The 24760-nt window shown below is 62.1% G+C and carries 24 protein-coding genes; 12 read left to right on the forward strand and 12 right to left on the reverse strand.

What is annotated here, in order from left to right; all coding sequences use genetic code 11:
• Positions 1-202: 202 nt before the first annotated feature.
• Complete coding sequence (locus tag AC3WKX_RS00450; RefSeq protein ID WP_008439412.1) at positions 203-1873, forward strand: putative bifunctional diguanylate cyclase/phosphodiesterase; 1671 nt, start codon at positions 203-205, stop codon at positions 1871-1873.
• Positions 1874-2001: 128 nt separating this feature from the next.
• Here the strand turns inward: AC3WKX_RS00450 and AC3WKX_RS00455 are convergent, their stop codons facing one another.
• Entirely contained in the window at positions 2002-3405 is a 1404-nt protein-coding gene (locus tag AC3WKX_RS00455) for a NorM family multidrug efflux MATE transporter (RefSeq protein WP_102604065.1), read from the reverse strand.
• A gap of 152 nt (positions 3406-3557) precedes the next feature.
• Here AC3WKX_RS00455 and AC3WKX_RS00460 point away from each other — a divergent pair, with 152 nt between their 5' ends.
• Together AC3WKX_RS00460 and AC3WKX_RS00465 are read left to right on the forward strand one after the other, a co-directional pair.
• Complete coding sequence (locus tag AC3WKX_RS00460; protein ID WP_003208769.1) at positions 3558-4478, forward strand: LysR substrate-binding domain-containing protein; 921 nt, start codon at positions 3558-3560, stop codon at positions 4476-4478.
• 178 nt (positions 4479-4656) lie between these two features.
• The gene (locus tag AC3WKX_RS00465) at positions 4657-6633 is read left to right on the forward strand and encodes a methyl-accepting chemotaxis protein (RefSeq protein ID WP_008439409.1); all 1977 of its coding nucleotides are present in this window, start codon (positions 4657-4659) and stop codon (positions 6631-6633) included.
• Positions 6634-6750: 117 nt separating this feature from the next.
• Here AC3WKX_RS00465 and AC3WKX_RS00470 read toward each other — a convergent pair whose 3' ends face one another.
• Positions 6751-7674: an ABC transporter six-transmembrane domain-containing protein gene (locus AC3WKX_RS00470; RefSeq protein ID WP_008439408.1), complete on the reverse strand. Its 924-nt coding sequence runs from the start codon at positions 7672-7674 to the stop codon at positions 6751-6753.
• Positions 7675-7788: 114 nt separating this feature from the next.
• Here AC3WKX_RS00470 and AC3WKX_RS00475 point away from each other — a divergent pair, with 114 nt between their 5' ends.
• Positions 7789-8373 (forward strand): TetR/AcrR family transcriptional regulator, encoded by a 585-nt coding sequence (locus AC3WKX_RS00475; protein ID WP_003208775.1) that lies wholly within the window; start codon positions 7789-7791, stop codon positions 8371-8373.
• Here AC3WKX_RS00475 and AC3WKX_RS00480 read toward each other — a convergent pair.
• Together AC3WKX_RS00480 and AC3WKX_RS00485 are read right to left on the reverse strand one after the other, a co-directional pair.
• Positions 8360-9856, reverse strand: coding sequence for a YifB family Mg chelatase-like AAA ATPase (locus AC3WKX_RS00480; protein WP_087693705.1), 1497 nt, complete (start codon positions 9854-9856; stop codon positions 8360-8362). The two genes, AC3WKX_RS00475 and AC3WKX_RS00480, sit on opposite strands and share 14 nt — an antisense overlap.
• 97 nt (positions 9857-9953) lie before the next feature.
• Positions 9954-10862, reverse strand: coding sequence for a LysR family transcriptional regulator (locus AC3WKX_RS00485; RefSeq protein WP_003208779.1), 909 nt, complete (start codon positions 10860-10862; stop codon positions 9954-9956).
• 263 nt (positions 10863-11125) lie between these two features.
• Between AC3WKX_RS00485 and cfa the strand changes: the two genes are divergently transcribed.
• Positions 11126-12208, forward strand: a complete 1083-nt coding sequence (gene cfa / locus AC3WKX_RS00490; RefSeq protein ID WP_003208781.1) for a cyclopropane fatty acyl phospholipid synthase — start codon at positions 11126-11128, stop codon at positions 12206-12208.
• A 52-nt stretch (positions 12209-12260) separates the two neighbouring features.
• On the opposite strand, the gene AC3WKX_RS00495 is transcribed toward cfa, so the two are convergent.
• On the reverse strand, positions 12261-12521 hold the full coding sequence (locus AC3WKX_RS00495; RefSeq protein ID WP_003208783.1) for an accessory factor UbiK family protein: 261 nt from the start codon (positions 12519-12521) through the stop codon (positions 12261-12263).
• Between the two features lie 422 nt (positions 12522-12943).
• Between AC3WKX_RS00495 and glnK the strand changes: the two genes are divergently transcribed.
• From glnK to sutA, 4 genes are all read left to right on the forward strand, one after another.
• Positions 12944-13282 carry a P-II family nitrogen regulator gene (gene glnK / locus AC3WKX_RS00500; RefSeq protein ID WP_002555808.1) on the forward strand — a complete coding sequence of 113 codons (339 nt, stop codon included), beginning with the start codon at positions 12944-12946 and terminating at the stop codon, positions 13280-13282.
• 34 nt (positions 13283-13316) lie between these two features.
• Positions 13317-14657, forward strand: a complete 1341-nt coding sequence (locus tag AC3WKX_RS00505; RefSeq protein ID WP_008439352.1) for an ammonium transporter — start codon at positions 13317-13319, stop codon at positions 14655-14657.
• A gap of 209 nt (positions 14658-14866) precedes the next feature.
• Positions 14867-15292: a secondary thiamine-phosphate synthase enzyme YjbQ gene (locus AC3WKX_RS00510; RefSeq protein WP_003208787.1), complete on the forward strand. Its 426-nt coding sequence runs from the start codon at positions 14867-14869 to the stop codon at positions 15290-15292.
• Between the two features lie 103 nt (positions 15293-15395).
• Entirely contained in the window at positions 15396-15722 is a 327-nt protein-coding gene (gene sutA / locus AC3WKX_RS00515) for a dormancy-specific transcriptional regulator SutA (protein WP_003208791.1), read from the forward strand.
• Positions 15723-15977: 255 nt separating this feature from the next.
• On the opposite strand, the gene AC3WKX_RS00520 is transcribed toward sutA, so the two are convergent.
• From AC3WKX_RS00520 to lptM, 6 genes are read right to left on the reverse strand one after another with little or no spacing between them, the layout of a single operon-like run.
• Positions 15978-16676, reverse strand: coding sequence for an HAD family hydrolase (locus AC3WKX_RS00520; protein ID WP_102604066.1), 699 nt, complete (start codon positions 16674-16676; stop codon positions 15978-15980).
• Positions 16673-17572, reverse strand: coding sequence for a tyrosine recombinase XerC (gene xerC / locus AC3WKX_RS00525; protein ID WP_008439350.1), 900 nt, complete (start codon positions 17570-17572; stop codon positions 16673-16675). The genes AC3WKX_RS00520 and xerC overlap by 4 nt, the downstream gene beginning before the upstream one ends.
• A gap of 2 nt (positions 17573-17574) precedes the next feature.
• On the reverse strand, positions 17575-18291 hold the full coding sequence (locus AC3WKX_RS00530) for a DUF484 family protein (protein WP_003208796.1): 717 nt from the start codon (positions 18289-18291) through the stop codon (positions 17575-17577).
• A 13-nt stretch (positions 18292-18304) separates the two neighbouring features.
• The gene (dapF, locus tag AC3WKX_RS00535; RefSeq protein ID WP_008439347.1) at positions 18305-19135 is read right to left on the reverse strand and encodes a diaminopimelate epimerase; all 831 of its coding nucleotides are present in this window, start codon (positions 19133-19135) and stop codon (positions 18305-18307) included.
• A 4-nt stretch (positions 19136-19139) separates the two neighbouring features.
• Entirely contained in the window at positions 19140-20387 is a 1248-nt protein-coding gene (gene lysA / locus AC3WKX_RS00540; RefSeq protein ID WP_008439346.1) for a diaminopimelate decarboxylase, read from the reverse strand.
• Positions 20388-20396: 9 nt separating this feature from the next.
• The gene (lptM, locus tag AC3WKX_RS00545; protein ID WP_003208801.1) at positions 20397-20558 is read right to left on the reverse strand and encodes an LPS translocon maturation chaperone LptM; all 162 of its coding nucleotides are present in this window, start codon (positions 20556-20558) and stop codon (positions 20397-20399) included.
• Positions 20559-20797: 239 nt separating this feature from the next.
• Between lptM and cyaY the strand changes: the two genes are divergently transcribed.
• From cyaY to rnk, 3 genes are all read left to right on the forward strand, one after another.
• Positions 20798-21130, forward strand: a complete 333-nt coding sequence (cyaY, locus tag AC3WKX_RS00550) for an iron donor protein CyaY (protein ID WP_003208803.1) — start codon at positions 20798-20800, stop codon at positions 21128-21130.
• Between the two features lie 2 nt (positions 21131-21132).
• Complete coding sequence (locus AC3WKX_RS00555; RefSeq protein WP_003208805.1) at positions 21133-21351, forward strand: DUF1289 domain-containing protein; 219 nt, start codon at positions 21133-21135, stop codon at positions 21349-21351.
• A 131-nt stretch (positions 21352-21482) separates the two neighbouring features.
• Positions 21483-21893: a nucleoside diphosphate kinase regulator gene (gene rnk, locus AC3WKX_RS00560; RefSeq protein WP_003208808.1), complete on the forward strand. Its 411-nt coding sequence runs from the start codon at positions 21483-21485 to the stop codon at positions 21891-21893.
• Here rnk and AC3WKX_RS00565 read toward each other — a convergent pair.
• Positions 21890-24727: a class I adenylate cyclase gene (locus tag AC3WKX_RS00565; RefSeq protein WP_102604067.1), complete on the reverse strand. Its 2838-nt coding sequence runs from the start codon at positions 24725-24727 to the stop codon at positions 21890-21892. The two genes, rnk and AC3WKX_RS00565, sit on opposite strands and share 4 nt — an antisense overlap.
• Positions 24728-24760: the final 33 nt, after the last annotated feature.

The raw sequence follows: 24760 nt of genomic DNA on the forward strand, positions 1-24760 counted from the left end.
CTCTGAACGACAGTGTGACGTACCACTCGATCTAAATTTGCCGGTTTTGTTACTTTGCCGCAGGATGTGCAGGGTATTTAGGACTATTGTTCGGTCTAGAGCTGCACAGTGCGCATTTGATAACCCATATCATTGGTCATTATCGGGGCGCACGTCATAATGCCCGCCGCCAACGAAATTTTGCAGAGTCTAGGGAGCTAGCTTGTCTACGCCTGTCGAACCCTTGCGTTTGCTGCTACTGGCCGATGAGCCAGCGTGGGCAGCGTTATTGCGCGAGTGCCTGGCGCCGATGGGCGACGGAGCTGTGCTGATCAGCGCGCCAAACTGGGAGTCTGTGAGCAACCTGTTCGACGACGATCACAGCGCGGTGCTATTGACCACGGCCAACCTTCAGCCCGGCCCCGGTCGCTGCAGCTTGCCAACGGTATTGCTGTTGGAAGAGGAACCCCTGGTTTCGCCCCTCGGCGTCAGCGACTGGCTGATCCTGAATGCATTGGATGTCGATACATTGCGCCGTTGCCTGCGGCATGTGCGCGAGCGCGGTGTACTGGAAAACACCCTGCAACGCCTGGCCGAACAGGACCCGCTGACCGGTATCGCCAACCGCCAGGGCTTCCAGACCCTGCTGACCGCCCGCCTGGCGGAAAACGAAGGCCGTGGCGTTGCCCTCGGCCACCTCGACCTGGACAACTTCCGTCACGCCAACGACGCCCTCGGCCACCAGGCCGGCGACCGGCTGATCCTGCAAGTGGTCTCGCGGCTCAAGAGCCAGCTGGAGGCCGGCGATCAACTGGCGCGCCTGGGCAGCGACGAATTTGCCCTGCTGATCGATACCCGCCGTGCGCCCCAGCGCGCCGAATGGATGGCCGAGCGCATCGTCGAAGCCATGGCCGAACCCTATTGGGTCGATGGCGAAAGCCTGCTGATCGGTTGCAGCCTCGGCGTGGCCCATGCCCGCGCCAAGGCTGGCGCCGACCCGTTGATGTGGCACGCCCACATCGCCATGCAGCAAGCCAAAAGCACCCAGGGCTGCACCTTTCATATCTTCAACGAACGCATCAACCGCAATGCCCGCAGCCTCGCCGACCTTGAGAGCGAACTGCGCCGGGCGTTGCGCCGTGACGAACTGGAACTGCATTACCAGCCCCGCCTGGACCTCGACGATGGGCATATCGTCGGCCTGGAAGCGCTGGTGCGCTGGCGCCACGGTGAGCGCGGCCTGTTGCCGCCGAGCGAGTTTGTGCCGCTGGCCGAGCAGAGCGGCTTGATCGTGCCGCTGGGCTACTGGGTGATTTCCCGGGCCCTGCGCGACATGCAGGACCTGCGCGAACGCGGGATTGCGCCGTTGCACATGGCGGTCAACCTGTCGTTCCGCCAGTTTCAGGACAGCCAACTGCTCAGCACCCTCAGCCGGCTGATTGCCGAGCGCGGCGTGGAAGCCCAGTGGCTGGAATTTGAGCTGACGGAAACCGCCGTGATGCGCCGCAGCGACCTGGTCAAGCAGACCATGGATGCGCTGGGCCGCCTGGGTGTGCGCTTTTCCCTGGATGACTTTGGCACCGGCTTTTCGTCGTTCGTGCACCTCAACAGCCTGCCGATTGCCTTGCTGAAGATCGACAAGAGCTTTGTCGGCGGCATGGAAGAGCGCGAAGAGAATCGCAAGCTGGTGCACGCCATGATCAACCTGGCTCATAACCTGAACCTGGAAGTGGTCGCCGAGGGCGTGGAAACCGCCGAGCAACTGGCGTTGCTGCGGTTGTTCGGCTGCGATCAGGCCCAGGGTTACCTGATCAGCAAGCCGTTGCCGTTGGCGGAACTGGTGGACTACCTGACGTTTGGTGACAGCCAGGAACTGGTGGGCGGCGTGATCTGATGTTGTGAACCCGATCAAAAATGTGGGAGCGGGCTTGCTCGCGAATGCGGTATTTCAGCCAACCAATTCATGGCTGACCCACCGCATTCGCGAGCAAGCCCGCTCCCACATTTGACCGAGTACAGCCGTTACTCCGGCTGCGCGGCTTGAAATCCTTGGTGGGTTTCAGGCTCCTGGCGAATCATCCGCTTCATCTTCCGTTCAAACGCCCAGGTCAGGCTGACTGCCGCGCACGCCAGGCCCAGGGCCAGGCCCCACCAAACGCCCGTCGGCCCCCAGCCGAGATTGAACGCCATCAACCATGCGGCCGGTGCGCCGATCAGCCAGTAGCAGCCCAGCCCGACCAGGAAGGTGGTCTTGGCATCCTTGAGCCCGCGAATGCAGCCCATGGCGATGGTCTGCACGCCGTCGAACAGCTCAAACCATGCGGCCACCGCCAGCAGGCTGACGGCGAGGTTGATCACGTCGCGAAACGCCGGGTCATGCTGGTCGAGGAACAGGCTGATCAGTGGGTGCGAGAACAACCACAGCACCGCTGCAAAGCCCAGCATCACCACCGCGCCAAAGCCTATGCCAACTCGCCCGGCCAGCCGCGCTTCCAGCAACTGCCCGGCACCATAATGCTGGCCGATACGCATGGTGATCGCGTACGACATGCCCGCCGGCACCATGAACGCCACCGACACGATCTGCAGGGCGATCTGGTGCGCAGCCAATTGCGTACTGCCCATGGTGCCCATGCACAGCGCGGCGAACGCAAACAGCCCGACTTCCACCGCATAGGTGCCACCAATCGGCAGGCCCAGGCGCCACAGTTCCCTCAGGTAATGCAGGTTGGGCCGCAGCAGGCCCTTGCGCAGCGGGTAGGCGTCGTACGCACGGTTGTATTTGATGTACCAGATCAGCGCCAGGGCCATGCAGTTGGCAACGATGGCGGTGACCAGGCCAATGCCCACCAGCCCGAGTTTCGGCAGGCCGAACATGCCTTCGATCAACGCGTGGTTGAGCAGGTAGTTGATCACCGTGCCGCACAGGCTGATCACCATCACCGGCGTGGCCTTGCCGATAGCGCTGGTGAAGCCGCGTAGCGCCATGAACGTCAGGTAGCCGGGCAGGGCGAACGGCAGGATGGTCAGGAACTGGCCGGCGGACGCGACGTTGGTTTCGGTCTGGCCGAACATCAGCAGCACTGGCTTGAGGTTCCACAGCAGCAAACCAGCCACCAGCGCCATCAACCAGGCCAGCCACAGCCCGGCCTGGGTCAGGCGGGTGGCGCCTTCGATGTCGCCGGCGCCCTGGCGGATCGCGACCAGCGTGCCCACGGCAGCGATCACGCCGATGCAGAAAATCGACACGAACGAATAGCTCGCCGCACCCAGGCCTCCGCCGGCCAGGGCCTCGGGGCTCAGGCGGGCCATCATCAGGGTGTCGGTCAGCACCATCAGCATGTGGGCCAACTGTGAGGCAATCAGCGGCCCTGACAGCCGCAGAATGGCCCAGAGTTCGGTACGTGCCGGATGCTGCATGATCATCACGCTCAAAAAGTCAGGGAAGGGTGGAAGGGTTGATTCTCGGCGCCCACAGCGCATTGCACAAAGGGATAAATCCGATGGTTCGCATGATTAAAACTCATGCCTGAATGATTCTGGTAGGGTTTCGATATTGCGCCGTCGGAGTTTTCGCCATGTCTCGTCGTCTTCCTCCTCTTTACGCCTTGCGCGCGTTTGAAGCTGCGTCCCGCTACAACTCGTTCACCCGGGCGGCGGAAGAGTTGTCGATTACCCAAAGTGCGGTGAGCCGGCACATTCGTACCCTGGAAGAGCATTTCGCCTGCCGCCTGTTCCAGCGCAGCGGCCGCACCTTGCAACTCACAGAGGCGGCGCGCCTGTTGCTGCCGGGCGTGCGTGAAGGCTTTGCGGCCCTGGAGCGCGCCTGCCATACCTTGAATGCCGAGGACGACATCCTGCGCATGAAGGCGCCGTCCACCCTGACCATGCGCTGGCTGCTGGCGCGCCTCAGTCGCTTCCGGCACCTGCAGCCGGGCAATGAAGTGCAACTGACCAGCGCCTGGATGAGCGTCGATGAGGTGGATTTCAACCAGGAACCATTCGATTGCGCGGTGTTGTTGAGCAACGGGCATTTCCCGCCGGACTGGGAAGCCAGCTACCTGTTTCCGGAGTTGCTGATTCCGGTGGGCGCGCCGAACCTGTTGAGCGACGGACCCTGGGACGTTGCACGCCTGGCCTCTGCCGAGCTGCTGCACCCGACGCCGGACCGGCGTGACTGGCGCAACTGGCTGGAGCGCATGGGGCTGTCATCCCAGGTTTCGCTCAAGGGCGGGCAGGTGTTCGACACCTTGGAGTTGGGCATGATCGCCGCCGCCCGAGGGTACGGCGTGTCCATGGGCGACTTGCTGATGGTGGCCGAAGACGTGGCCCAGGGCCGCCTGAGTCTGCCATGGCCCACCGCTGTGGCCAGTGGGGAAAATTACTATCTGGTGTGGCCGAAGACCCGGCCGGGTGGCGAGCGTTTGCGACGGCTGGGTGACTTTCTCCAGGGCGAAGTGCAGGCCATGGAATTGCCCCAGGTCGAGCGCCTCGACTGAGTGGATTGCGCACCGGCCAGCAATCGTTTGCGCGATACCCCTGTGATTCGCTCAAGTATTGAGCCTACCCGCCGAAGTAGGGTTGTTGGAACTACCGTTCTGCAACGTTTCCCCTATTAGAATTTTGCCGAGCAGCGCTATGAGATCAGGATGATCCTGGCCTCGGCCAGGAGCCTTCATGTCTCAACCTCGCGCCCGGATTGCCTCTCAACTGGGGCTTGCCCTCGCCGTGATACTGGCTGTCGTCATCAGCGGCAGCACGGTATTCGCGTTGCGTTCGCTGGACTCCGCCAACCTCGACACCCGCGAGGAGCACCTGGCCAGCGAGGCCCGCTTGCTGGCCGACCAACTCAATACCTTCCACAGCACCTTGCGCGAAAGTACCCAGCGTTTGAGCGGGCTGTTTGAAAAGCGCTTCAGCGCCGGCTTGAGTACGCGCCCTGAGCAACCGGTGACGGTGGCGGGCGTGCAGACGCCGGGCCTGTACCTGGGCGAGGAAGTGCTCAACAACAACTTCGCTGAAGTCGATGAGTTCAAGCAGATGTCCGGCGGCGTGGCGACCTTGTTCGTACGCAGCGGCGAGGACTTTATCCGCGTCAGCACCTCCCTGACCAAGCAGGATGGCAGCCGCGCCATCGGTACGGCGCTGGATCACCAGCATCCGGCCTACCAACGCTTGCTGGGCGGGCAGGGCTACGTTGGCCGTGCGGTGTTGTTCGATCGCTCCTACATGACCCAGTACAGCCCGGTGCGTGATGCCAGCGGCAAAGTGATTGCGGTGCTGTTTGTCGGCTTCGACTACACCGATGCGCAGAACGCCCAGTTCGACAACCTCAAGCGCTTCCGCATCGGCCAGACCGGTTCCCTGGCGCTGCTGGACGAGCAGAAGCACTGGCTGGTACCGCCCGCTGGCGTGCAGGCGCTGGATCAGTCGATTCCGGTGATGCTCGACCTGGCCGCCAAACCTGGAAAAGGCCGTTTCTGGAGCGACAAAAACGAAGACTTCTACAGCGTTGCCGTGCCGTTTGAAGGCGGCCCGTGGTCGGTGGTGGCGAGCATGCCGAAAGCCGAAATTCGCGCGGTGACCTGGTCGGTGGGGATTCGCCTGGCGATCGGCAGCTTGCTCGCGATGCTGCTGGCGGTGGGCGCGGCGGTCTGGTTGCTGCGCAGCAAGTTGCAGCCATTGGGCGACCTGGTGCGTCAGGCCGAAGCCCTGGGCGCCGGTGATTTGAGCGCACGGCTGAACGTTTCCAGCCATGACGAAATCGGCCAACTAGCCCGCAGTTTCAACCAGATGGGCGAAGCGCTGTCGACCATGGTGTCGCATATCCGCAAGGCGGCTGAAGACGTGAACAGCCGCGCCCAGGCACTGTCGGGGTTGTCCGGCGGTGCGTACGAAGGCATGGAGCAACAGTCCGGCGAGATCACCAGCATGGCCGGCGCGGTGGAAGAGTTCAGCGCCACCTCGCTGAATATTGCCGACAACATGGGCAACACCGAACGCCTGGCCCAGGACAATGCCCAGCAAACCAGGATCGGCCGCACCTCGATGCAAGAAGCGTCGTCGTCCCTGGAACACATCGCCACTGCGCTGAACAGCACGGCCACGGTGATCAACACCCTGGGCCAGCGCTCCCAGGAAATCGGCGGGATTGTCGGCGTGATTACCGCGATTGCCGAACAGACCAACCTGCTGGCGCTCAACGCAGCCATCGAAGCGGCGCGGGCCGGTGAGCAGGGGCGTGGGTTTGCGGTGGTGGCCGATGAAGTGCGCAACCTCGCATCGCGCACTCGTCAGGCCACGGATGAGATTTCCGGGATGATCCAGAGTATCCAGCAGGAAACCGGCAACGCCATCAGCACCATGGAGCAAGGCAACGTGCTGATGCAGGAAGGCCTGGCTCGCAACGCTGACGTCGCCTCTGCGCTGGCGCGGATCGACGAGCAAAGCCGCTCGGCGGGCCAGCAGTTTGCGGCCATTACCACGGCGACCCAGGAGCAGAGCAGCACGGCGACCCTGCTGAGCAGCAACTTGCAGAGCATCGCCCTGGCCAACAGCGAGCAGCGTGAAGTGGTGTCCAACCTTGCGATCACCGCCAAGGAACTGGAGACCCTGGCGGCGGGCTTGCGGCATGAGGTTGACCGGTTTCGTTGATTGACTGTTCGGGCCTCATCGCGGGCAAGCCCGCTCCCACAGTTGACCGTGTTGTTCTGGAGTACGCGGTCCACTGTGGGAGCCGGGCTTGCCCGCGATGACGGCCGATTCGACGCCTCAAACGTCGGATCGGTCGCCCAGCCCCGGGTCCACACGCTTGCCAATGTCCTTGAGTCGCGCCAGTTGATCAACCATCCCTGGCGCTTCATCCAGGCTGCTGACAAAGGTCCACAGGTAAGTCATCACCGCATACACATGGCCGGCCTTGACCGCCGGCGACAGCGCCAACTGGCTGATGGCGACCACAAACAACAGCGCCGCCAGCGTGCCGATAAACAGGAACGCTGCGGCCTCGCGGTCCGACAGCCAGATGCGCAGGCGTGACAGCACCTGGTAGTGGCGCTGCAAGGTCTGTGCGCCGACCTTTTCCACCAGGCCGATTTCCTTTTCCAGGCGGTCATTCAAGCGCTCATGCAGTTCCTGATTGCGCCGGGCGAAACGTGGCAACAAGGTAGTGCACAGCACCAGCGCGGTCAGGCACGCCAGGCCGATCCACGGCTCGATCACCAACAGCATCACTGCCGCACCGACGATGGAAACCAGCGCCGTCGCGATGATCGGCACGTGTTTTTCGAAGAAGTCGACAAAGTCCCGCGCCAGCACCACCCGCGCTGCCGCCCGGGAAGTGCTGTGGTTTTGCAGGCGCTGGTTGAGAATCACCGGCACCGCAAGGTCCGCGTAGATGCGGGTGAAGGTGCGTGTATCCAGCGCCCGTCGCGCCGCCCCGACCACCCAGAACGCCAGCACCACGGCGGCGTAGAACAGCGCGCTGCCGGCATCGCCGCGGATGATCGAGTCCACCGCGAACCCCGCAAACAGTGGGTAGGCCAGCAGCAATGCGTTCTCCAGGGCCACCAGCGACAAGGTGCAGAACAACTTGCCGGGATAGGCCTTGGCGATCGCCTTGAGGGTTTGGCTGGCGGATTGTTGCCCGATCTTTTTGCTTTCTTCGATCAGGATCTGGGGTGTTACGGATGACATGGGGTGCACCGAGAGTGAGATAAACGCTATTATTGAGCGACTGCTCAAGTATCCTTGAGCGACCGCTCAAAAAGCAAGCGCCGTCGATCTGCCGGTGCCTGAAGGAAAAGCCTCATGTCGCGTATCGACCGTAAAGACCAGATCATCGCCGCCGCCCTGGAGCTGTTTCGCAGCAAAGGGTTTGCCGATGTTTCCACCCGCGACCTGGCGGAGCATGCCGGGCTGTCCCGCAGCCACGTCTATCACTACTTCAGCGACTGGAAAGAGCTGCGCCGCGAAGCGTTCGTGCGGTTCGCCAACGAGCAACTGGACGAGGTGAGGGCGCCGCTGGTGGATCTGCCACCATTGGAAGCCCTCGAAGGTTTCCTGCGTGACTGCCTGCCCTCCACGGCAGACGCCGGTTGGGCGCTATGGCTGGATGCCTGGGACGAAGCCATGCATGACGAGCCATTGGCCCAGGCCTACCTGGTGATCAACGCCCAATGGCAAGCCATGCTCGCCGAGATCATCGAGCAAGGTGTGGCGGCCAAAGTGTTCCGCTGTGAGTCGCCCAAGCGCGCTGCGCGACAACTCTTTGCCGTAGCGATGGGCTATGCCGATGACTTGTTGCTCAAACCCTCCGTTGAGTCAGCTGAAGCGGTGATGGATGAGGTGATGGAAGTGGCGGGGCTGCTTCTGGCGTTGCCTAGGACGCGCTAGCAGGGCGGTACTGCAAGGCCTCCGCCAGATGATGGCGTGCGATGGCTTCCACTTGTTCCAGGTCGGCCAGGGTGCGGGCGACCTTGAGCAGGCGATGGGCCGCCCGCAACGACAGCGTCAGCCGTTCGCAGGCGCTTTCCAGCCAGCCTTCATCAGCCTTTTTCAGTTTGCAGTGCTGGCGTAGCCCCGGCAGGTCGAGAAACGCATTGGCGCAGCCCTGGCGCCGTTGTTGGCGGTCCCGGGCATCGGCGACGAGGACGGAGGCGCTGGCGGTGTCATCACCGGACTGTATGCCCGGGTTCAGCGCGGTGCTTTCCCGGGCGACGGTCACGTGCAGGTCGATCCGGTCCAGCAGCGGCCCCGAGAGTTTGTTGCGATAGCGCTGAATCTGCTCCGGCGTGCAGCGACAGCGCCCACTGGGCTCGCCCACATAGCCGCAAGGGCAGGGGTTCATCGCCGCCACCAACTGAAAGCGCGCCGGGAAACGCACCCGGTCGCGAGCGCGGGAAATCACGATATGCCCGGACTCCAGCGGCTCACGCAGCACCTCCAGGACTTTGCGATCAAACTCCGGCAACTCGTCGAGAAACAACACACCGTGATGGGCCAGGGTGATTTCCCCCGGCTGCGGTTTCGAGCCGCCGCCCACCAGCGCCGGGCCGGATGCCGAATGATGCGGCTGGCGAAATGGCCGGTGTGGCCAATGGCTCAGCGGCGCCAGGCTGACCACCGATTGAATCGCCGCCACCTCCAGCGCTTCCTGTTCACTCAAGGGCGGCAACAACCCCGGCAGACGGCTGGCGAGCAACGTCTTACCGGTGCCCGGTGGCCCGCTGAGCAACAGGTTGTGGGCGCCCGCCGCAGCGATCAACAGCGCACGCTTGGCTGCCAGTTGGCCCTGCACTTCACTCAGGTCCGGGTAGGGTTTGTTCAAGTACATCAGGCCGCTGGAGACGAAGGGCTCGATCGGCACGTGACCGTTCAGGTGCGCCACCACTTGCAGCAGATGATCCACCGCAATCACCTTCAACCCCGAAGCCAGGCAGGCTTCCTCGGCATTGGCCCGTGGCACGATCAAGGTGCGCCCGACCTTGCGCGCCGCCAGGGCTGCCGGCAACACACCTTTCACCGGCCGCACCTCACCGGACAGCGCCAGCTCGCCCAGGCATTCCACGTTGTCGAGGGTCAGCGCCGGTACCTGCACGCTGGCGGCGAGAATCCCCAGGGCAATCGCCAAATCAAAACGCCCGCCGTCCTTGGGGAGGTCGGCGGGTGCGAGATTGAGGGTGATGCGGCGGGACGGGTATTGCAGCGCAGAATTGAGAATGGCGCTGCGCACGCGGTCTTTGCTTTCCTTGACGGCGGTTTCCGGCAGGCCCACCAGCGTCAGCGACGGCAAGCCGTTGGCCATGTGCACCTCGACGGTGACGGCGGGCGCTTCGACGCCTATCTGGGCGCGACTATGGACGATGGCGAGGGACATGCTGGTTCCTTGAAATGAGTGGCCGCTTCCTGCGGTTTTTCAAGGGTAGTTGAGTGATGGCGACGCGCGGCGGCGAGGTTTTACAGAACGTATCGCGCTAGCGGTCCGACGGCGGCACACACAGAAACTCCTTCGCCAACGTCAACCACGCCTGCGCCGCAAACGACAATTTGCACTGGCGCCGCCACGCCAGCATCAGTCGCCAGTTCAGGGCCGGCGACTGTATTTCCGCGATGCTGAACTGGCTCGCATCAAGGGTTTCGCAGAATGCCCGGGGCAGCAGGGTGATGCCCACGCCCAGTCGTACCAGGGAGGCAATAAAGTCCCATTGGCTGCTGCGGCCACTGATCCGCGGCTCAAAACCGGCTTGTGCACAGGCATCAAGTACGAATTGGTTCAGGGTGAAGGTGTCATCGTAAAAGATGAATTCGCAGGCTTGCAGTTCGCTCAGCTCCACCGAGCTGCGGCCTTGCCAGGGCGAGTCATGGGGCGCGAGCAGGCACAGTGGCGATTCGAACAAGGGCATGGATTCGAATTCGGACCAGATGTCCGCCACGCGCGGCGAGTCCAGGATGGTGCCGAACTCCAGCGTGCCCTGGCGCAGATCCTGGATGGTGATATTGCCGCCGCTTTCAAACAGTTTCAGTTCGATCTTCGGGTAACGGGCGTGATACTCCGCAAAGATCGGCGCCAGTGCGAGGTGGGTAGAGGGCGAAAGCCCCATGCGCAGGGCGCCGCGCCCGACATGCTGCAAGTCTTGCAGCTCTACCGTCATTTCATCGTGCAGCGCGATCATTTCCTTGGCGCGCTTGAGCACAATTTCCCCGGCGTCCGTCAGGGTGAAGCGTTTTCCCATGCGGTCGAGCAGCTTCAGGCCAAGGCTCGACTCCAATTGCTGCACCATCTTGCTGACTGTTGGCTGGGTCAGGTGCAGCTTCACAGCGGCTTTGGTAAAGCTCTGCTGGTCGACGACTTCTACGAAATAACGGAGCGCCCGGATGTCCATCTTGCATTCCAATTTTGCATGGTTTTCATAATATTAATTCATTATATCTTTAAAAAATGGCTGGATAAGATTTGTTACATCTGTTCCCAGCCAGCGCTTCCATGACGCCTTAAGGGCCTTGCCAGACGCTTCCATGGCCAGATTTCTCGCAGTGTATGAATCAAAGGCAACGCTATTTCTGGAGAGCAACTGTGCTTAACAAAACGCGTCATTCTTTTTCCGGTTCTGATGAGATGTCTCAGGGAGCGCGCTTCGTTAAGGAGTTGCTGGCGCAGGCGCAGATCGAGGTCAACGGGCCATCGGCTGCCGATATGCAACTGCACCACAGTGCCACATTTGATCTCGCCCTGGCCAAGGGCAATCTGGGCCTTGGCGAAGACTACATGGATGGCGGCTGGGACGCCGAGGCGCTGGATGAGTTTTTTTTCCGCCTCATGCGCTCCGGCGTGATCGACCAGGCCAACCCGGCCACCTTGTTGTTTCACGCGTTCAGCTCCCGCTGGCTGAACCTGCAAAACAAGAAACGCGCCTGGCAAGTCGGCGAAGCACATTACGACCTCGGCAATGACTTCTACGCGCGCATGCTCGACTCGCGCATGACCTACACCTGTGGCTACTGGAAAGATGCCACCACCCTGGAGCAGGCGCAGTTCGCCAAGCTGGACCTGATCTGTAAAAAACTGGGGCTCAAGCCGGGCATGCGCGTGCTGGATATCGGCTGTGGCTGGGGCAGTTTCATGAGCCATGCGGCCGAGCACTACGGGGTCGAGTGTGTCGGCGTGACCATCTCCAAGGAGCAGGCGGAGTGGGGGCGGGCCAAGTATTCACATCTGCCGATCGAGTTTCGTCTGCAGGACTATCGGGATATCGACGAGCAGTTCGACCATATCGCCAGTGTCGGCATGTTCGAGCATGTGGGGCGCAAGAACCATCGGGCGTATATGGAGGTCGCCAACCGCTGCCTGAAAGACGATGGGTTGTTCCTGCTACACACTATCGGCAAGAACCAACGCAACAGCACGCCGGATCCGTGGATCGACAAATACATCTTTCCCAACGGTGATTTGCCCTCGATCGGGCAGATCGGCGACGCCATGGACGGGTTATTTGTTGCCGAGGATTTGCACAACTTTGGCGCCGACTACGACAAGACGCTGATGGCCTGGTGCGAAAACTTCGAACTGGCGTGGCCGGATTTCGCAGACACCTTTGGCCAGCGCTTCTACCGGATGTGGCGCTATTACCTGCTGTCGTGTGCAGGGGCGTTTCGCGCGCGGGATATCCAGCTGTGGCAGTGGGTATTGTCGAAGAAGGGGGTTGTCGGCGGGTATCAGCGGGTGAGCTGAGGGTTGCAACGGTTTAACGGGGACAGGTGAAACCTGCCCCGGTTGGGCCGGCTTATTCGGCGGCAGGCGTCAATCGCGCTTCCAGCTCCGCCACCTTGGCCTCAAGGCTTTCCAACCGCGCCCGAGTGCGCGCCAGCACCACCATCTGGCTATCAAACTCTTCCCGGCTTACCAGGTCCAGCTTGCTGAAACCGCTTTGCAGCAGCGCCTTGAACTGGCTTTCAATTTCATTGCGTGGCAGCGGCGTGTCGCTGCTGAACAGGCGGGAGGCGTGGCCGCTCAGGGCGTCGAGGAGGTCTTTGGGCGCGAGCATGGGAAATAGTCCGGAAAATCTGTTGGCCGGCAGTGTATCACGCAGCGTCTATAGTCTTTTCCAGCCCCTGCGGCGCACGCTTTTCGCGCATGAGGACGGGCGGTCGCGCACCGTTTTCGTGCGTATCTTCGCTGTCGTGGCGCCCGGTAGGTGGGCACAGGCGAACAAAGGACTGATTTCAGTGATTTTTACGGAGCTGGCAAGCTTTCTGCTTAGACGATCATGACCCATGCACTGATGCAGTCGCTGTGACGATGCAGTGCGCCGACGGACCAGCGGTACATGTTTCGTCACCAGTGGTTAGCGAGCGTCGCAATGGCAAATGCCAGGGCGACGAAGCGTTACAAAGCCAGGCACTGCGCTTAGACTTGAGACGGGTTTGTTTTCCTGGGGCAAGTCCACCAATTCGGGAGAGAGTTTTCATGAAGCTAGTCACTGCCATCATCAAGCCGTTCAAGTTGGACGATGTACGCGAGTCACTGTCCGAGATCGGCGTGCAGGGCATTACCGTTACTGAGGTCAAAGGCTTCGGTCGGCAGAAGGGTCACACCGAGCTGTATCGCGGCGCGGAATACGTGGTCGATTTCCTGCCAAAGGTGAAGATTGATGTCGCCATTGACGACAAGGATCTTGACCGGGTTATCGAGGCGATAACCAAGGCCGCCAACACCGGCAAGATCGGTGACGGCAAGATCTTCGTGGTCAATCTGGAACAGGCTATTCGCATCCGTACCGGCGAAACCGATACCGACGCAATCTAAGCCGCCAAACCCCAACGCCCCAGGAGAAAACAATATGACTCTGCGTAAATTCGCAGGGCTAGGAGCCCTGTTGTCCCTCGTAATGCCGGCCCTGGCCATGGCGGCGGACCCAGTACCTGCTCCAGTCCTCAATTCCGGCGACACCGCGTGGATGCTCACGTCCACCGCGCTGGTGCTGTTCATGACCATTCCAGGCCTCGCGCTGTTCTACGGCGGCATGGTTCGCTCCAAAAACATTCTTTCCGTGATGATGCAGTGCTTTGCCATCACCGGCCTGATCACCATCCTGTGGTTCGTGTACGGCTACAGCATGGCGTTCGACACCACCGGTATGGAAGCAGGCGTCGTCAACCTCAACTCGTTTGTGGGAGGCTTGTCCAAACTGTTCCTCTCGGGTGTGACCCCGGCCAGCATCACCGGCCCGGCGGCGTTGTTCCCTGAGGCCGTGTTCGTGACCTTCCAGATGACCTTCGCGATCATCACCCCGGCGCTGATCGTCGGTGCATTCGCCGAGCGGATGAAGTTCTCCGCGATGCTGATCTTCATGGGCGTCTGGTTCACCCTGGTCTACGCACCGATTGCCCACATGGTGTGGGGCGGTCCGGGTTCGTTGCTGGGCGACTGGGGCGTGCTGGACTTCGCAGGCGGCACCGTGGTGCACATCAACGCCGGTGTGGCCGGCCTGGTAGCGTGCCTGGTACTCGGCAAGCGTAAAGGCTTCCCAACCACCCCAATGGCCCCGCACAACCTCGGTTACACCCTGGTGGGCGCGGCGATGCTGTGGGTCGGCTGGTTCGGCTTCAACGCGGGCTCCGCTGCTGCGGCCAACGGCACTGCCGGCATGGCGATGCTGGTGACCCAGATCGCTACCGCTGCTGCGGCCCTGGGCTGGATGTTCGCCGAGTGGGTCACCCACGGTAAGCCAAGCGCACTGGGCATCGCCTCGGGTGTGGTTGCGGGCCTGGTGGCAATCACCCCAGCCGCTGGCACCGTGGGCCCGATGGGCGCCCTGGTGATCGGCCTGGCTGCCGGTGTGGTGTGCTTCTTCTGCGCCACTACCCTGAAACGCAAACTGGGCTACGACGACTCCCTGGACGCCTTCGGCGTGCACGGTATCGGCGGTATCCTCGGCGCGATCCTGACCGGCGTGTTCGCCGCACCGTCGATGGGTGGCTTCAACGCCGCTACTACCGACATTGCCGCACAGGTCTGGGTTCAGGCCAAAGGCGTCGGCTTCACCGTCATCTACACCGCTATCGTGACGTACATCATCCTCAAGGTGCTGGACGTGGTGATGGGCCTGCGGGTGACCGAAGAAGAAGAGGCGGTTGGCCTCGATCTGGCGCAACACAACGAGCGCGGCTACAACTTGTAAGTACGCGAAAAAAAGATGCCCGGCTTGCCGGGCATTTTTTTGCCTTGGGTTTGTCTGTGGCTAAAGGTGTATGGGTTTTTTTGCGACTTTGTGATGGGATCCGCACTGCACTTTTCAGTGTGCGAATGTCTTACAGGCATGTAGGCGTATTCGGCACTTTGTTTTTTCCCTGAGCGCGCTAGAATGCGCGCCGATAGGCGGAGAACTGTATGTGGCAACAGACCCTGATAACCCTGCGGGCCAAGCCCCGGGGCTTTCATCTGGTGACGGACGAGTTGCTCGCCGGCCTGCCTGAATTGAAGGCCTGTCGGGTGGGACTGTTGCATTTGTGGCTGCAGCACACCTCGGCCTCGTTGACGGTCAACGAGAATGCCGACCCGGCGGTTCGCCGTGACTTCGAGCGTTTTTTCAATGCGCTGGTGCCGCAAGGCACGGCGGGATATGAACACAACGACGAGGGTCCGGATGATCTGCCGGCGCACTTCAAGGCCAGTCTGCTGGGCTGTCAGCTGAGTTTGCCGGTAAGGGCCGGCCGCTTGGCGATGGGGACCTGGCAAGGTGTTTATCTGGGCGAGCACCGTGATCATGGCGGTGCTCGTAAAGTCCTCGCCACCTTGCACGGTGATGGGGCATAAGCCACTGGTTAACCGGTGGATGTTGATTTTTTTCCGGCGGCCGTCGACAGGCGGCGAAGCTGGGCTATAACTAATCTGCTTTTCGCAAGTCATGAGGTAGAACATGAGCGACGATGATCTGGAAAACGACGACCTCGAAGTAGGCGACGACGACGAAACCGAAGAAGGTCTTGAGGCGGCTGCCGAAGACGTGGCTGACGACGACGGTGGCGACGATGCACCGGTCCCGGCAGCCAAGGGCAAGGCCAAGGCTGCAGTGTCGGTTGACGAGTTGCCGAGCGTAGAAGCCAAGAACAAAGAGCGCGATGCGCTGGCCCGGGCGATGGAAGAATTCCTCGCCAAAGGCGGCAAAGTGCAGGAAGTCGAGGCTAACGTGGTGGCAGATCCACCGAAGAAGCCGGATAACAAGTACGGCAGCCGGCCTATCTAAGGCCTGCTGTTTGCTTGCTGAAAAAGCCCGCCGTCGCTGCGGGCTTTTTCATGGGCGCTACAAAATGGTCAGGGCCAACACCCATCCAAGGATGAAGAGCGTGTGTGGCGAGGGAGCTTGCTCCCGTTGGGGCGCGAAGCGGCCCCTGGTTGGGTCGACGCGGTCTTTCAGAAAGGCCGTCGTGGCTGGTTCAGGGGCCGCTTCGCAGCCCAGCGGGAGCAAGCTCCCTCGCCACAAAAGCCCTTCATCATCAGGTTATGCATTCCAGCGGGCTAGCACGTCGGGTAGCTCGGTCAGGCTGCGAATCTCGGCATCCGGCAATTTCTCGGCCTCCCAGGCCTTGCCTGCCGGGTTGAACCACACCGCCCGCAGCCCCGCCTGCTGCGCACCGTCAATGTCATCCCCTGGATGGTCACCCACATGCACTGCCGCGCCCGGCGCTACGCCACCGCGCTGCAAGGCTTCCTGAAACAACCGCGCATCCGGCTTGGCAATACCCATGTCTTCAGCCCGGAGTGCAAAGTGGAAGTAGTCCGCCAACCCCACACGTTGCACATCGGCATTACCGTTGGTAATCACCCCCAGCAGATAGTCGCGGCGCAGTGCTTGCAGCATCGGTTCCGCTTCGGGGAATACCGTGAGTTGATGCCGGGCATGGATGAACGCTTCAAAGCACACATCCGCCATCTGCGCCGCTTCCGGCAGCGGGTACCCGGCTTCCTCGAAGGCGTATTGCAGCACCTTGTGACGCAACACGCTGATGCGATATTTCAGCTCGGGATGACGCTCCAGCACCTGCTGGCGCAGGCTGGCAAACTTCTCCAGGGGCAAGTCGCCCACCTTGGTGGCGTGGGTCGCCAGCCACTCGCGCATCGATGCCTCGGCGCTGATGATGACCGGCACGTTATCCCAGAGCGTATCGTCCAGGTCGAAGGTGATCAGCTTGATGCTCATGAGTCACTGCCCTTAATGCGTTTGGCCCGTGGATGGGCGCTGTCGTACACCGTTGCCAGGTGCTGGAAGTCCAGGTGGGTGTAGATCTGGGTGGTCTTGATGTCGGAGTGGCCCAGCAGTTCCTGCACCGCACGCAGGTCCTGGGAGGACTCCAGCAAGTGGCTGGCAAAGGAGTGCCGGAGCATGTGCGGGTGCAGGTTCTGCCCCAGCTCGCGCTCGCCGGCGGCCTTGACCCGCACTTGTATGGCCCGGGGCCCGAGGCGCCGGCCTTGCTGGCTGATAAACACCGCGTCGTCCGCCGGGTTGGCCAGGGCGCGCAGGGGCAGCCACAGTAGCAAGGCTTCGCGGGCCTTCTTGCCCACCGGTAATACGCGGGTCTTGCTGCCTTTGCCGAGCACTTGCACCAGGCCATCCGCCAGGTCCAGTTGATCGAGGTTAAGCCCGGTCAGCTCCGACAGGCGCAGGCCCGAGGAGTAGAAGAGTTCGAGGATTGCCTGGTCGCGATGGGCCAGGAAGTCGTCCTCCACGGCGCCATCGAGCAATTGCAGGGCGCGATCCGTGTCGAGGGTCTTGGGCAGGCGGCGTTCGCCCTTGGGCGGCGCCAGGCCGTTGGCCGGGTCGTGGTCGCACAGGCCTTCGCGGTTCAGGTAGTGATAGAGGCCGCGTACCGCCGACAGCAGGCGCGCCAGGCTGCGGGAGGATTGGCCTTGCTGGTGCAGGCGGGCGATCAGGCTGCGCAGACCCTGGATGTCCAGGGCCTTCCAGCTGCCGATGTGTTGTTTCTCGCAGAACGCCAGGACCTTGTTCAAGTCCCGCCGGTAGGCTTCCAGGGTATGCGGCGACACCTGGCGCTCGCTGCGCAGGTGAGCGCAGTAGGCGTCCAGTTGTCGTTCCATGGCTAGCGCACCGCGCGCAATGCGCTGGTGAAGCGTGGCAGGACGCGGCCCAGCACTTCGGCGATGTAGCTCAGGAACAGCGTGCCCACCGAGCTTTTGTAATGCTGCGGATCACGGCTGGCGATGGCCAGCACGCCATGCAAACCTTGATGACTGAGGGCAACCACGGCGGTGGAGCCGATCTGCTGGCGCTGCTCGGCGCCAAACAGGAAGTCCAGCTCATGCTCGCGCAAGGTGCCGCTGATGGTCTTGCCTTCGGACAGCAGGCCGCCAATCGCGGTCTGGGCATCGCTGCCGCTGACCCAGCGACCCACCGGCATCGGGTTGTCGCTGAACAGGATCAGGCTGACAAAGGGCACCTGGAAGTCCTGGCGCAGGCTGTCTTCGACGGCGATCACCGCTTCTTCCAGGCTGGCGGCGTCCATCAGGGTCAGGACCAGGCGGCGAGTCTTGTCGAACAGGCGGTCGTTGTCGCGGGCCACATCCATCAGCTGCGAGAGCCGATGGCGCATTTCGATATTGCGCTCGCGCAGGATCTTCATCTGCCGCTCCACCAGCGACACGGTATCGCCGCGCTGGTGGGGAATACGCAGGGCCGGCAGCAGTTCTTCGTGTTCGACGAAGAAGTCCGGGTTAGCCTCCAGATACGCCGCAACGGCTGCGGCCTCCAGACTTTCGCTTGGGGATGCTTGCGCGGGTACTTGAGGCTTATCAGTCATTAGATTTGCTCACTCATAGACGGACCTGTCCTTCGTAGACGCGGGTGGCCGGGCCGGTCATTTTCACCGGTTGGCCGGGGCCTGCCCATTCGATGGACAGGCGTCCACCGGGCAGGTCGATCAGCAGCGGCGAATCCATCCACCCCTGGCTGATCGCGGCTACGGCAGCGGCGCAGGCGCCGGTACCGCAAGCCTGGGTTTCGCCGGCCCCGCGTTCCCAGACGCGCAACTGCGCACGGGAACGGTCGATGACCTGCAGGAAGCCCACATTGACCCGCGCGGGAAAGCGCGGGTGGTTTTCGATCTTCGGCCCCAGTTCATGCACCGGCGCGTTGTTGATGTCATCCACCCGCAGCACGGCATGGGGGTTGCCCATGGACACGGCAGCCAGGTTGACGGTCTTGCCGTCCACGTCCACCGGGTAGCTCAGGGCTTGCTCGGTGGCCTGGAACGGAATGTCCGCCGGCACCAGCCGTGGCGCGCCCATGTTGACGCCGATCTGGCCGTCGCTGCGAATATCCAGCTCGATGATGCCGCTTTTGGTCTCGACGCGAATCTGCCGCTTGGCGGTCAGGCGCTTGTCCAGCACAAAACGGGCGAAACAGCGGGCACCATTGCCGCACTGTTCCACTTCGGAGCCATCGGAGTTGAAGATCCGGTAACGGAAATCCACTTCCGGGTTACTTGGCGCTTCCACCAGCAACAATTGGTCGAAGCCGACACCGGTGTGCCGGTCGCCCCACAGCTTGGCGTGCTTGGGCAGGATGTGCGCGTGCTGGCTGACCAGGTCGAGGACCATGAAGTCATTGCCCAGCCCGTGCATCTTGGTAAAACGCAGCAACATGACCTTACTCCGGCAGCAGGCTTTCGCCAGCAAACAACTCGGCTACCGTCTCGCGGCGACGCACTTCAAACGCTTGATCACCGTCCACCAGCACCTCGGCGGTACGCCCGCGGGTGTTGTAGTTGGAGCTCATGACAAACCCATAGGCACCGGCCGAATGCACGGCCAGCAGGTCGCCTTCTTCCAGGGCCAGCTGACGTTCCTTGGCCAGGAAGTCGCCGGTCTCGCAGATCGGGCCGACGATATCGTAGCTGCGGCCTTCGCCTGCGCGTGGCTTGACGGCCGTCACATTCATCCAGGCCTGGTACAGCGCCGGACGGATCAGGTCGTTCATCGCCGCGTCGACGATGGCGAAATCCTTGTGCTCGGTGTGCTTGAGGTACTCGACCTGGGTCAGCAGCAGGCCGGCGTTGGCGACGATGTAGCGGCCCGGCTCGAACATCAGCGTCAGGTCGCGGCCTTCGAGGCGCTCGCGCACGGCCTTGATGTAGTCGGACACCAGCGGCGGCTCTTCATCGCGATAACGCACACCCACGCCGCCACCGAGGTCGATGTGGTGCAGGTAGATGCCGCACTCGCCGAGGCGGTCGACCAGCGCCAGCAGGCGGTCGAGGGCGTCGAGGAACGGTGGCAGGCTGGTCAGTTGCGAGCCGATATGGCAGTCGACACCCAGGACTTCCAGGTTCGGCAACTGCGCGGCGCGGATGTACACGTCCTCGGCGTCGGCAATGGCGATGCCGAACTTGTTCTCTTTGAGACCGGTGGAAATGTACGGGTGAGTGCCGGCGTCGACGTCCGGGTTGACCCGCAGGGAGATCGGCGCGCGAACGCCCATCTCGGCGGCCACCACTTGCAGGCGCTCCAGCTCGTCGGTGGATTCGACGTTGAAGCAGTGCACGCCAACTTCCAGGGCGCGGCGCATGTCTTCGCGGCTCTTGCCGACACCGGAGAACACAATTTTGTCAGCCTTGCCGCCGGCGGCCAGTACACGCTCAAGCTCGCCCCGGGACACGATGTCGAAACCGGCGCCCAGGCGCGCCAGGACATTGAGTACACCCAGGTTGGAGTTGGCTTTTACGGCGAAGCACACCAGGCTCGGCGTGCCTTCCAGCGCATCGGCAAAGGAGCGGTATTGCGCTTCGATGTGGGCACGGGAGTACACGTAGGTCGGGGTACCAAAGCGCTCGGCGATGGCGGACAGCGCGACACCTTCCGCGAACAGCTCGCCGTCCCGGTAGTTAAAAGCGTCCATGATGTTCCCTTAGTAGGTGTCGTGCTTGTGCGCTTTGGTTTGCGACGATTGCGCCTGTTCATTCGGGTCTTTGCTGTCATCGGGCAGATACAGCGGGCCTTTTTGACCACAGGCACTAACGAGGCAAGCGACCGCGACGAGCGCAGCAAGGGAAGAGATCAGGCGCTTCATGGCGAAATCCTTGAATATGCATTAATTGCGCCCGAGTATACCGACCACCCGCCGGATTGCCTATGCGCCGAAATACCCGTCCGGCGGGGCTTTGCCGAGTTTGTCGCGATTGTGCTTACACCAATCAGGGATAATTCACGCAGCTGCGGGTAATGAAATCGGTATCCTTTGCAATCATGATGGCGCGTCCGTATTGTGCGGCGCTTGAGCGAGACCAGACACTTTTCGAGGTTCCCACAATGAGTTTGACCGAAGCGCGTTTTCACGACCTGGTGGATGCGACCCAGCAAGCGCTGGAGGATATTTTCGACGACAGCGGTCTGGATGTGGACCTGGAGAACTCGGCCGGTGTGCTCACCGTCAAGTTTGAAAATGGCACCCAATTGATTTTCAGCCGCCAGGAGCCCCTGCGTCAGCTATGGCTGGCGGCGCGTTCCGGTGGTTTTCACTTCGATTACGATGAAGAAGAAAAACGCTGGACCCACGACACCACCGATGAGCTGCTGAGCGAAATGCTCGCGCGTCTCACCCAGGAACAAGCCGGCGTCGAGCTGGACTTCGACGAGATCTGATCGTGACGCAGCCCGTTCCCGTACGCCCGCCCAAGCCGCTGTTCAGCAATGTCAGCCCGGCGGTGCCGTCACCTTGTATCAGTTTATGTCGGCTGGATGAGCACAAAGTCTGCCTCGGTTGCTTCCGTCATGTGGAAGACATCCGCGAATGGCGCTCTGCCGACGATGCGCGACGCCGCGTGATCGTCGCCCAGGCCGAGCAGCGCAGGACCTGCGCCTGAGGCCGTCTTGTTTATTTATTGTGCTGTGGTAGTGTCCGGATACACCTCAACTCATCGAGGTCCGTGAGAACCCCGCCTTTTCCTGGCGGGGTTTTGCTTTTTTGTGCAGAAAAAAGGAGTCTGCCTGAATCATGACCGCACCTTCCATCATCCTCACCCGTCTTGACGTGCAGCGTCTTGAGCAACTGATCGACCGTGTCGGCGAGGCGTCGCCGGGCGTTGAAGCCCTGCAACACGAACTCGACCGCGCCGAAGAAGTGGTTGGCCACGATGAAGTGCCTGCATCTGTCGTGACCATGAACTCCAGCGTGCATTGCCGTGAACAAGGCAGTGGCAAGGACTATCACCTGACCCTGGTCTACCCCAAGGACGCGAACGCCGACGAAGGCAAAATCTCGATCCTGGCGCCGGTGGGCAGTGCATTGCTGGGCCTGCAAGTCGGCCAGCACATCGACTGGCCAGCACCGGGTGGCAAGACCCTCAAGCTTGAATTGCTCGGCGTCGAAGGCCAGCCGAAAGACGGTGGCGCCTTTCCTCTCTAAACCTGGTTCAGCGCTTCATTGAGCGCCAGTTCCAGATCAGCCTTGTAGCGCAGGTACAGATTGCTCGGGCTTTGAACATCACCGAGCAGGCCGGACAGGTCCAGATCGGTGATGTAGCAGCGGTAACGCTCGGCTTCCCGGCGTTGCCCGACGATTTGCTGGGCGACCACCGCAAACAGTTGGTCGCCAAATTCCAGCTCGGAAAACTCCCGTTGATTGCAGTACAAGGTGATCCCCACCTGGCCCGGTGCTGCCTTGCCGATAATCGCCTGCACGTCGTAGAACGGCTTGTTGGCCGGGGTTTGCGGCGCTGGGCGCGGTTCGGCCCGCCGTGCACGGCCGCTGCCTGACGGCAACAGCTGGTAATACAGGATTTGCACCGCGCCGAAGGGCTGTTGCGGGTCCAGCGGCAGCAGCGCGTCGCGGCGATAAATGATCGACTGCAGGAAGCGCTGCAACGGCACCAACAGGCTTTGCTCGTCGTGGAACGGCAGGCGCTGCTGCCAGAGCGCGTTGAACTCATCCAGCACGTACAGCTCGGCAACTCCGTCGTTGATCCGGTAGAACACCTGCACACAGTCGGGCAGGCCCATGGGCAGCAGCAGCGCCAGGTCGTGGTCTTCCAGGGCCATGGTGTCCAGGTGCAGCGGGCTGTAGCTGGCCAGTTCCTCACTGAGGTAGGCGATCAGCGCGTCCTGGGTCGCCAGTGACACATGGTTGGCCTGGCCGGGTGTCAGCTCCATCACGTGGTAGTGCTGCTGCACCTGCACCAGGTAGCGATGGTTTTCCTGGCCCAGCAGCAGGTTTTGCGCAGTGTCGAAGATTTCTTCCACGCGCTGGGCAATGAACTGCGCGCGGTTGTGGCAGAAACAGCGCACCCGCAAGCGCGGCAAGTGATTGGGCGGTAGCTGATTGAGGTAGTCGCGCAGGCAATCGAGCAGCGCGTGGGAGCCGTCATAGCGGCTGACCATCACCTCGTTCCAACTGTTGAGCGTGACCTGGTCCAGGGTCAGCACCAGGTTTTCCCGTACACCCGCGTAACTCAGGGAGTCGGTGCGCTCGGTGGTCATCAGGATGTTCAAGTCCCGGTGATGCTTGAGCGGGTCGACGCCGACGTTGATCAGCAGCAGCACTTCCTCGGGCACTGCCGAGCGCAGCAGGCGGTCTTCATCGACGCTGGCCAGGGGCAGGACGACGGTTTGTTGCAGGCTGCCCAGCAGGTTGAACAGCTCGAATTCGGTCATGTCACTGCTGCCGGGATGCAGCGCCAGGCGGGTACTGCTGTCGATCACGCCGTTGCGGTGGCACCAGGTGAGCATTTCCAGCAAATCGCGGCTGCGCTTGATCGGCGCGAAGTGCTCCCATTCCAGGGCGGTCAGGCTGCCGTTGTACAAGCCCCAATGATGCTGGCCGGGCTCTTTGCGGTTGGGCGACTGCACCAGGGTCAGGGTGTCTTCGGCAAGGTCGGGCGCAATGCCGGGGTTGATGAACTCGACCTTGCCGGCCTTGCGCTCGAAGGCGGCGTACAGGCGCCGGCCCAGCACATTGAGGTCGCGCTTGTTGATCAGGCTGACGGTCTGTTCGGTTCGGGCAAACTGGGTCAGGAAGCGATAGCTGTAGTTCAGCTCGTTGACCAGCGCCCGGCGTTCGGAGGCCACCTGGCGGACTTTCCATTGGCTGCGGCTGTCCAGCAGGGCCAGTTGGCGCTGGTCCCAACCCCATTCGCTGGCCAGGCGCTCCAGCAGCAAACGCTGCCACCCGGTGCGCTGGCCCGCGCTGAGCTTGCGGTTGACCTTCAGGTACAGGCTGCGCCGCACCAGTTCCAGGCGTTCCGGCTCATTACGGGCCTTGAGGTACTCCTCGATCCGGCGGTAGACGACGATGTACGGGTCCAGCTCGTCCAGGTCCAGCTGATTGGCAAACACAGCGCGCTTGAAGCGCAGGCTCAGGCACTGCACCTTCGGGTGCTCGCTGGCGTAGACCTCGGTCAGCAGGAGTTTCAGTACTGATTTGTAGGGCGATTCGATGCCCTTGAACAACTGCCACAAGCCGGCACCGATAAATTCACCCGGCGGGACGTGTGCCAGGTGGCCCAGGTCGAGGGTTTCATCGGCGCGAATAAAGCGTTTGGAAATCAGCGCGTGGGTGAAGTCGGCATAGCGGGTTTCTTCGTACACCGGCACCAGCCACCAGATCGGCGTGCGCCCGGCCAGCCAGATGGCCGTGCGGTAGAACTCGTCCAGCAGCAGGTAATGCTGGCTGGTGCCGCAGTCTTCTGAACTCAGTTGGGTGTCGCGCTCGCCCTGGATAAACCGCGTCGGCTCGATCAGGAAGAAGTGCGCCTCGGCGCCCATGCTCAGGGCCCAGGTTTCGAGCAGTTGGCATTTCTTGCGCAACTCGGCCAGCTCGTTCTCGCTGAGATCGGCCGCATGGCAGACCCACACGTCCATATCACTTTGATCGGCCTGGGCCAGGGTGCCCAGGCTGCCCATCAGGAACAGGCCATGAATCGGCCGCGGTGGGTTGCCGTGGCGGGGCTTGTAGGAAAACGTGCGGGTCAGGCGCTGGGCCTCGGCCAAGGCTTGCGCGTCGGGTTCAAAATTCGACAGGCCGGCCGGCGTGCTGCCCGACACATAGCCCGGCAACAGCGGGTGATTCACGTGGAAAAACAGCGGCAGCAGGGTCAACACGCTTTGCTGGCGTGGCGTCAGCCCTTCGACGGCCCGGGCCATGCGGCCTTCGTTCAGGGCCAGAAACCGCGCGCGCAACTGGGCCAGCACCTTGCGGTCGATGCCTTCGTCCAGGTCGGGGCGGATTTCGTGGGTGCGGGTCATGTCGAACTCGGTGGCTCGCAGGGCCCGACGTGG

The organism is Pseudomonas sp. GP01-A4 (assembly GCF_058780865.1).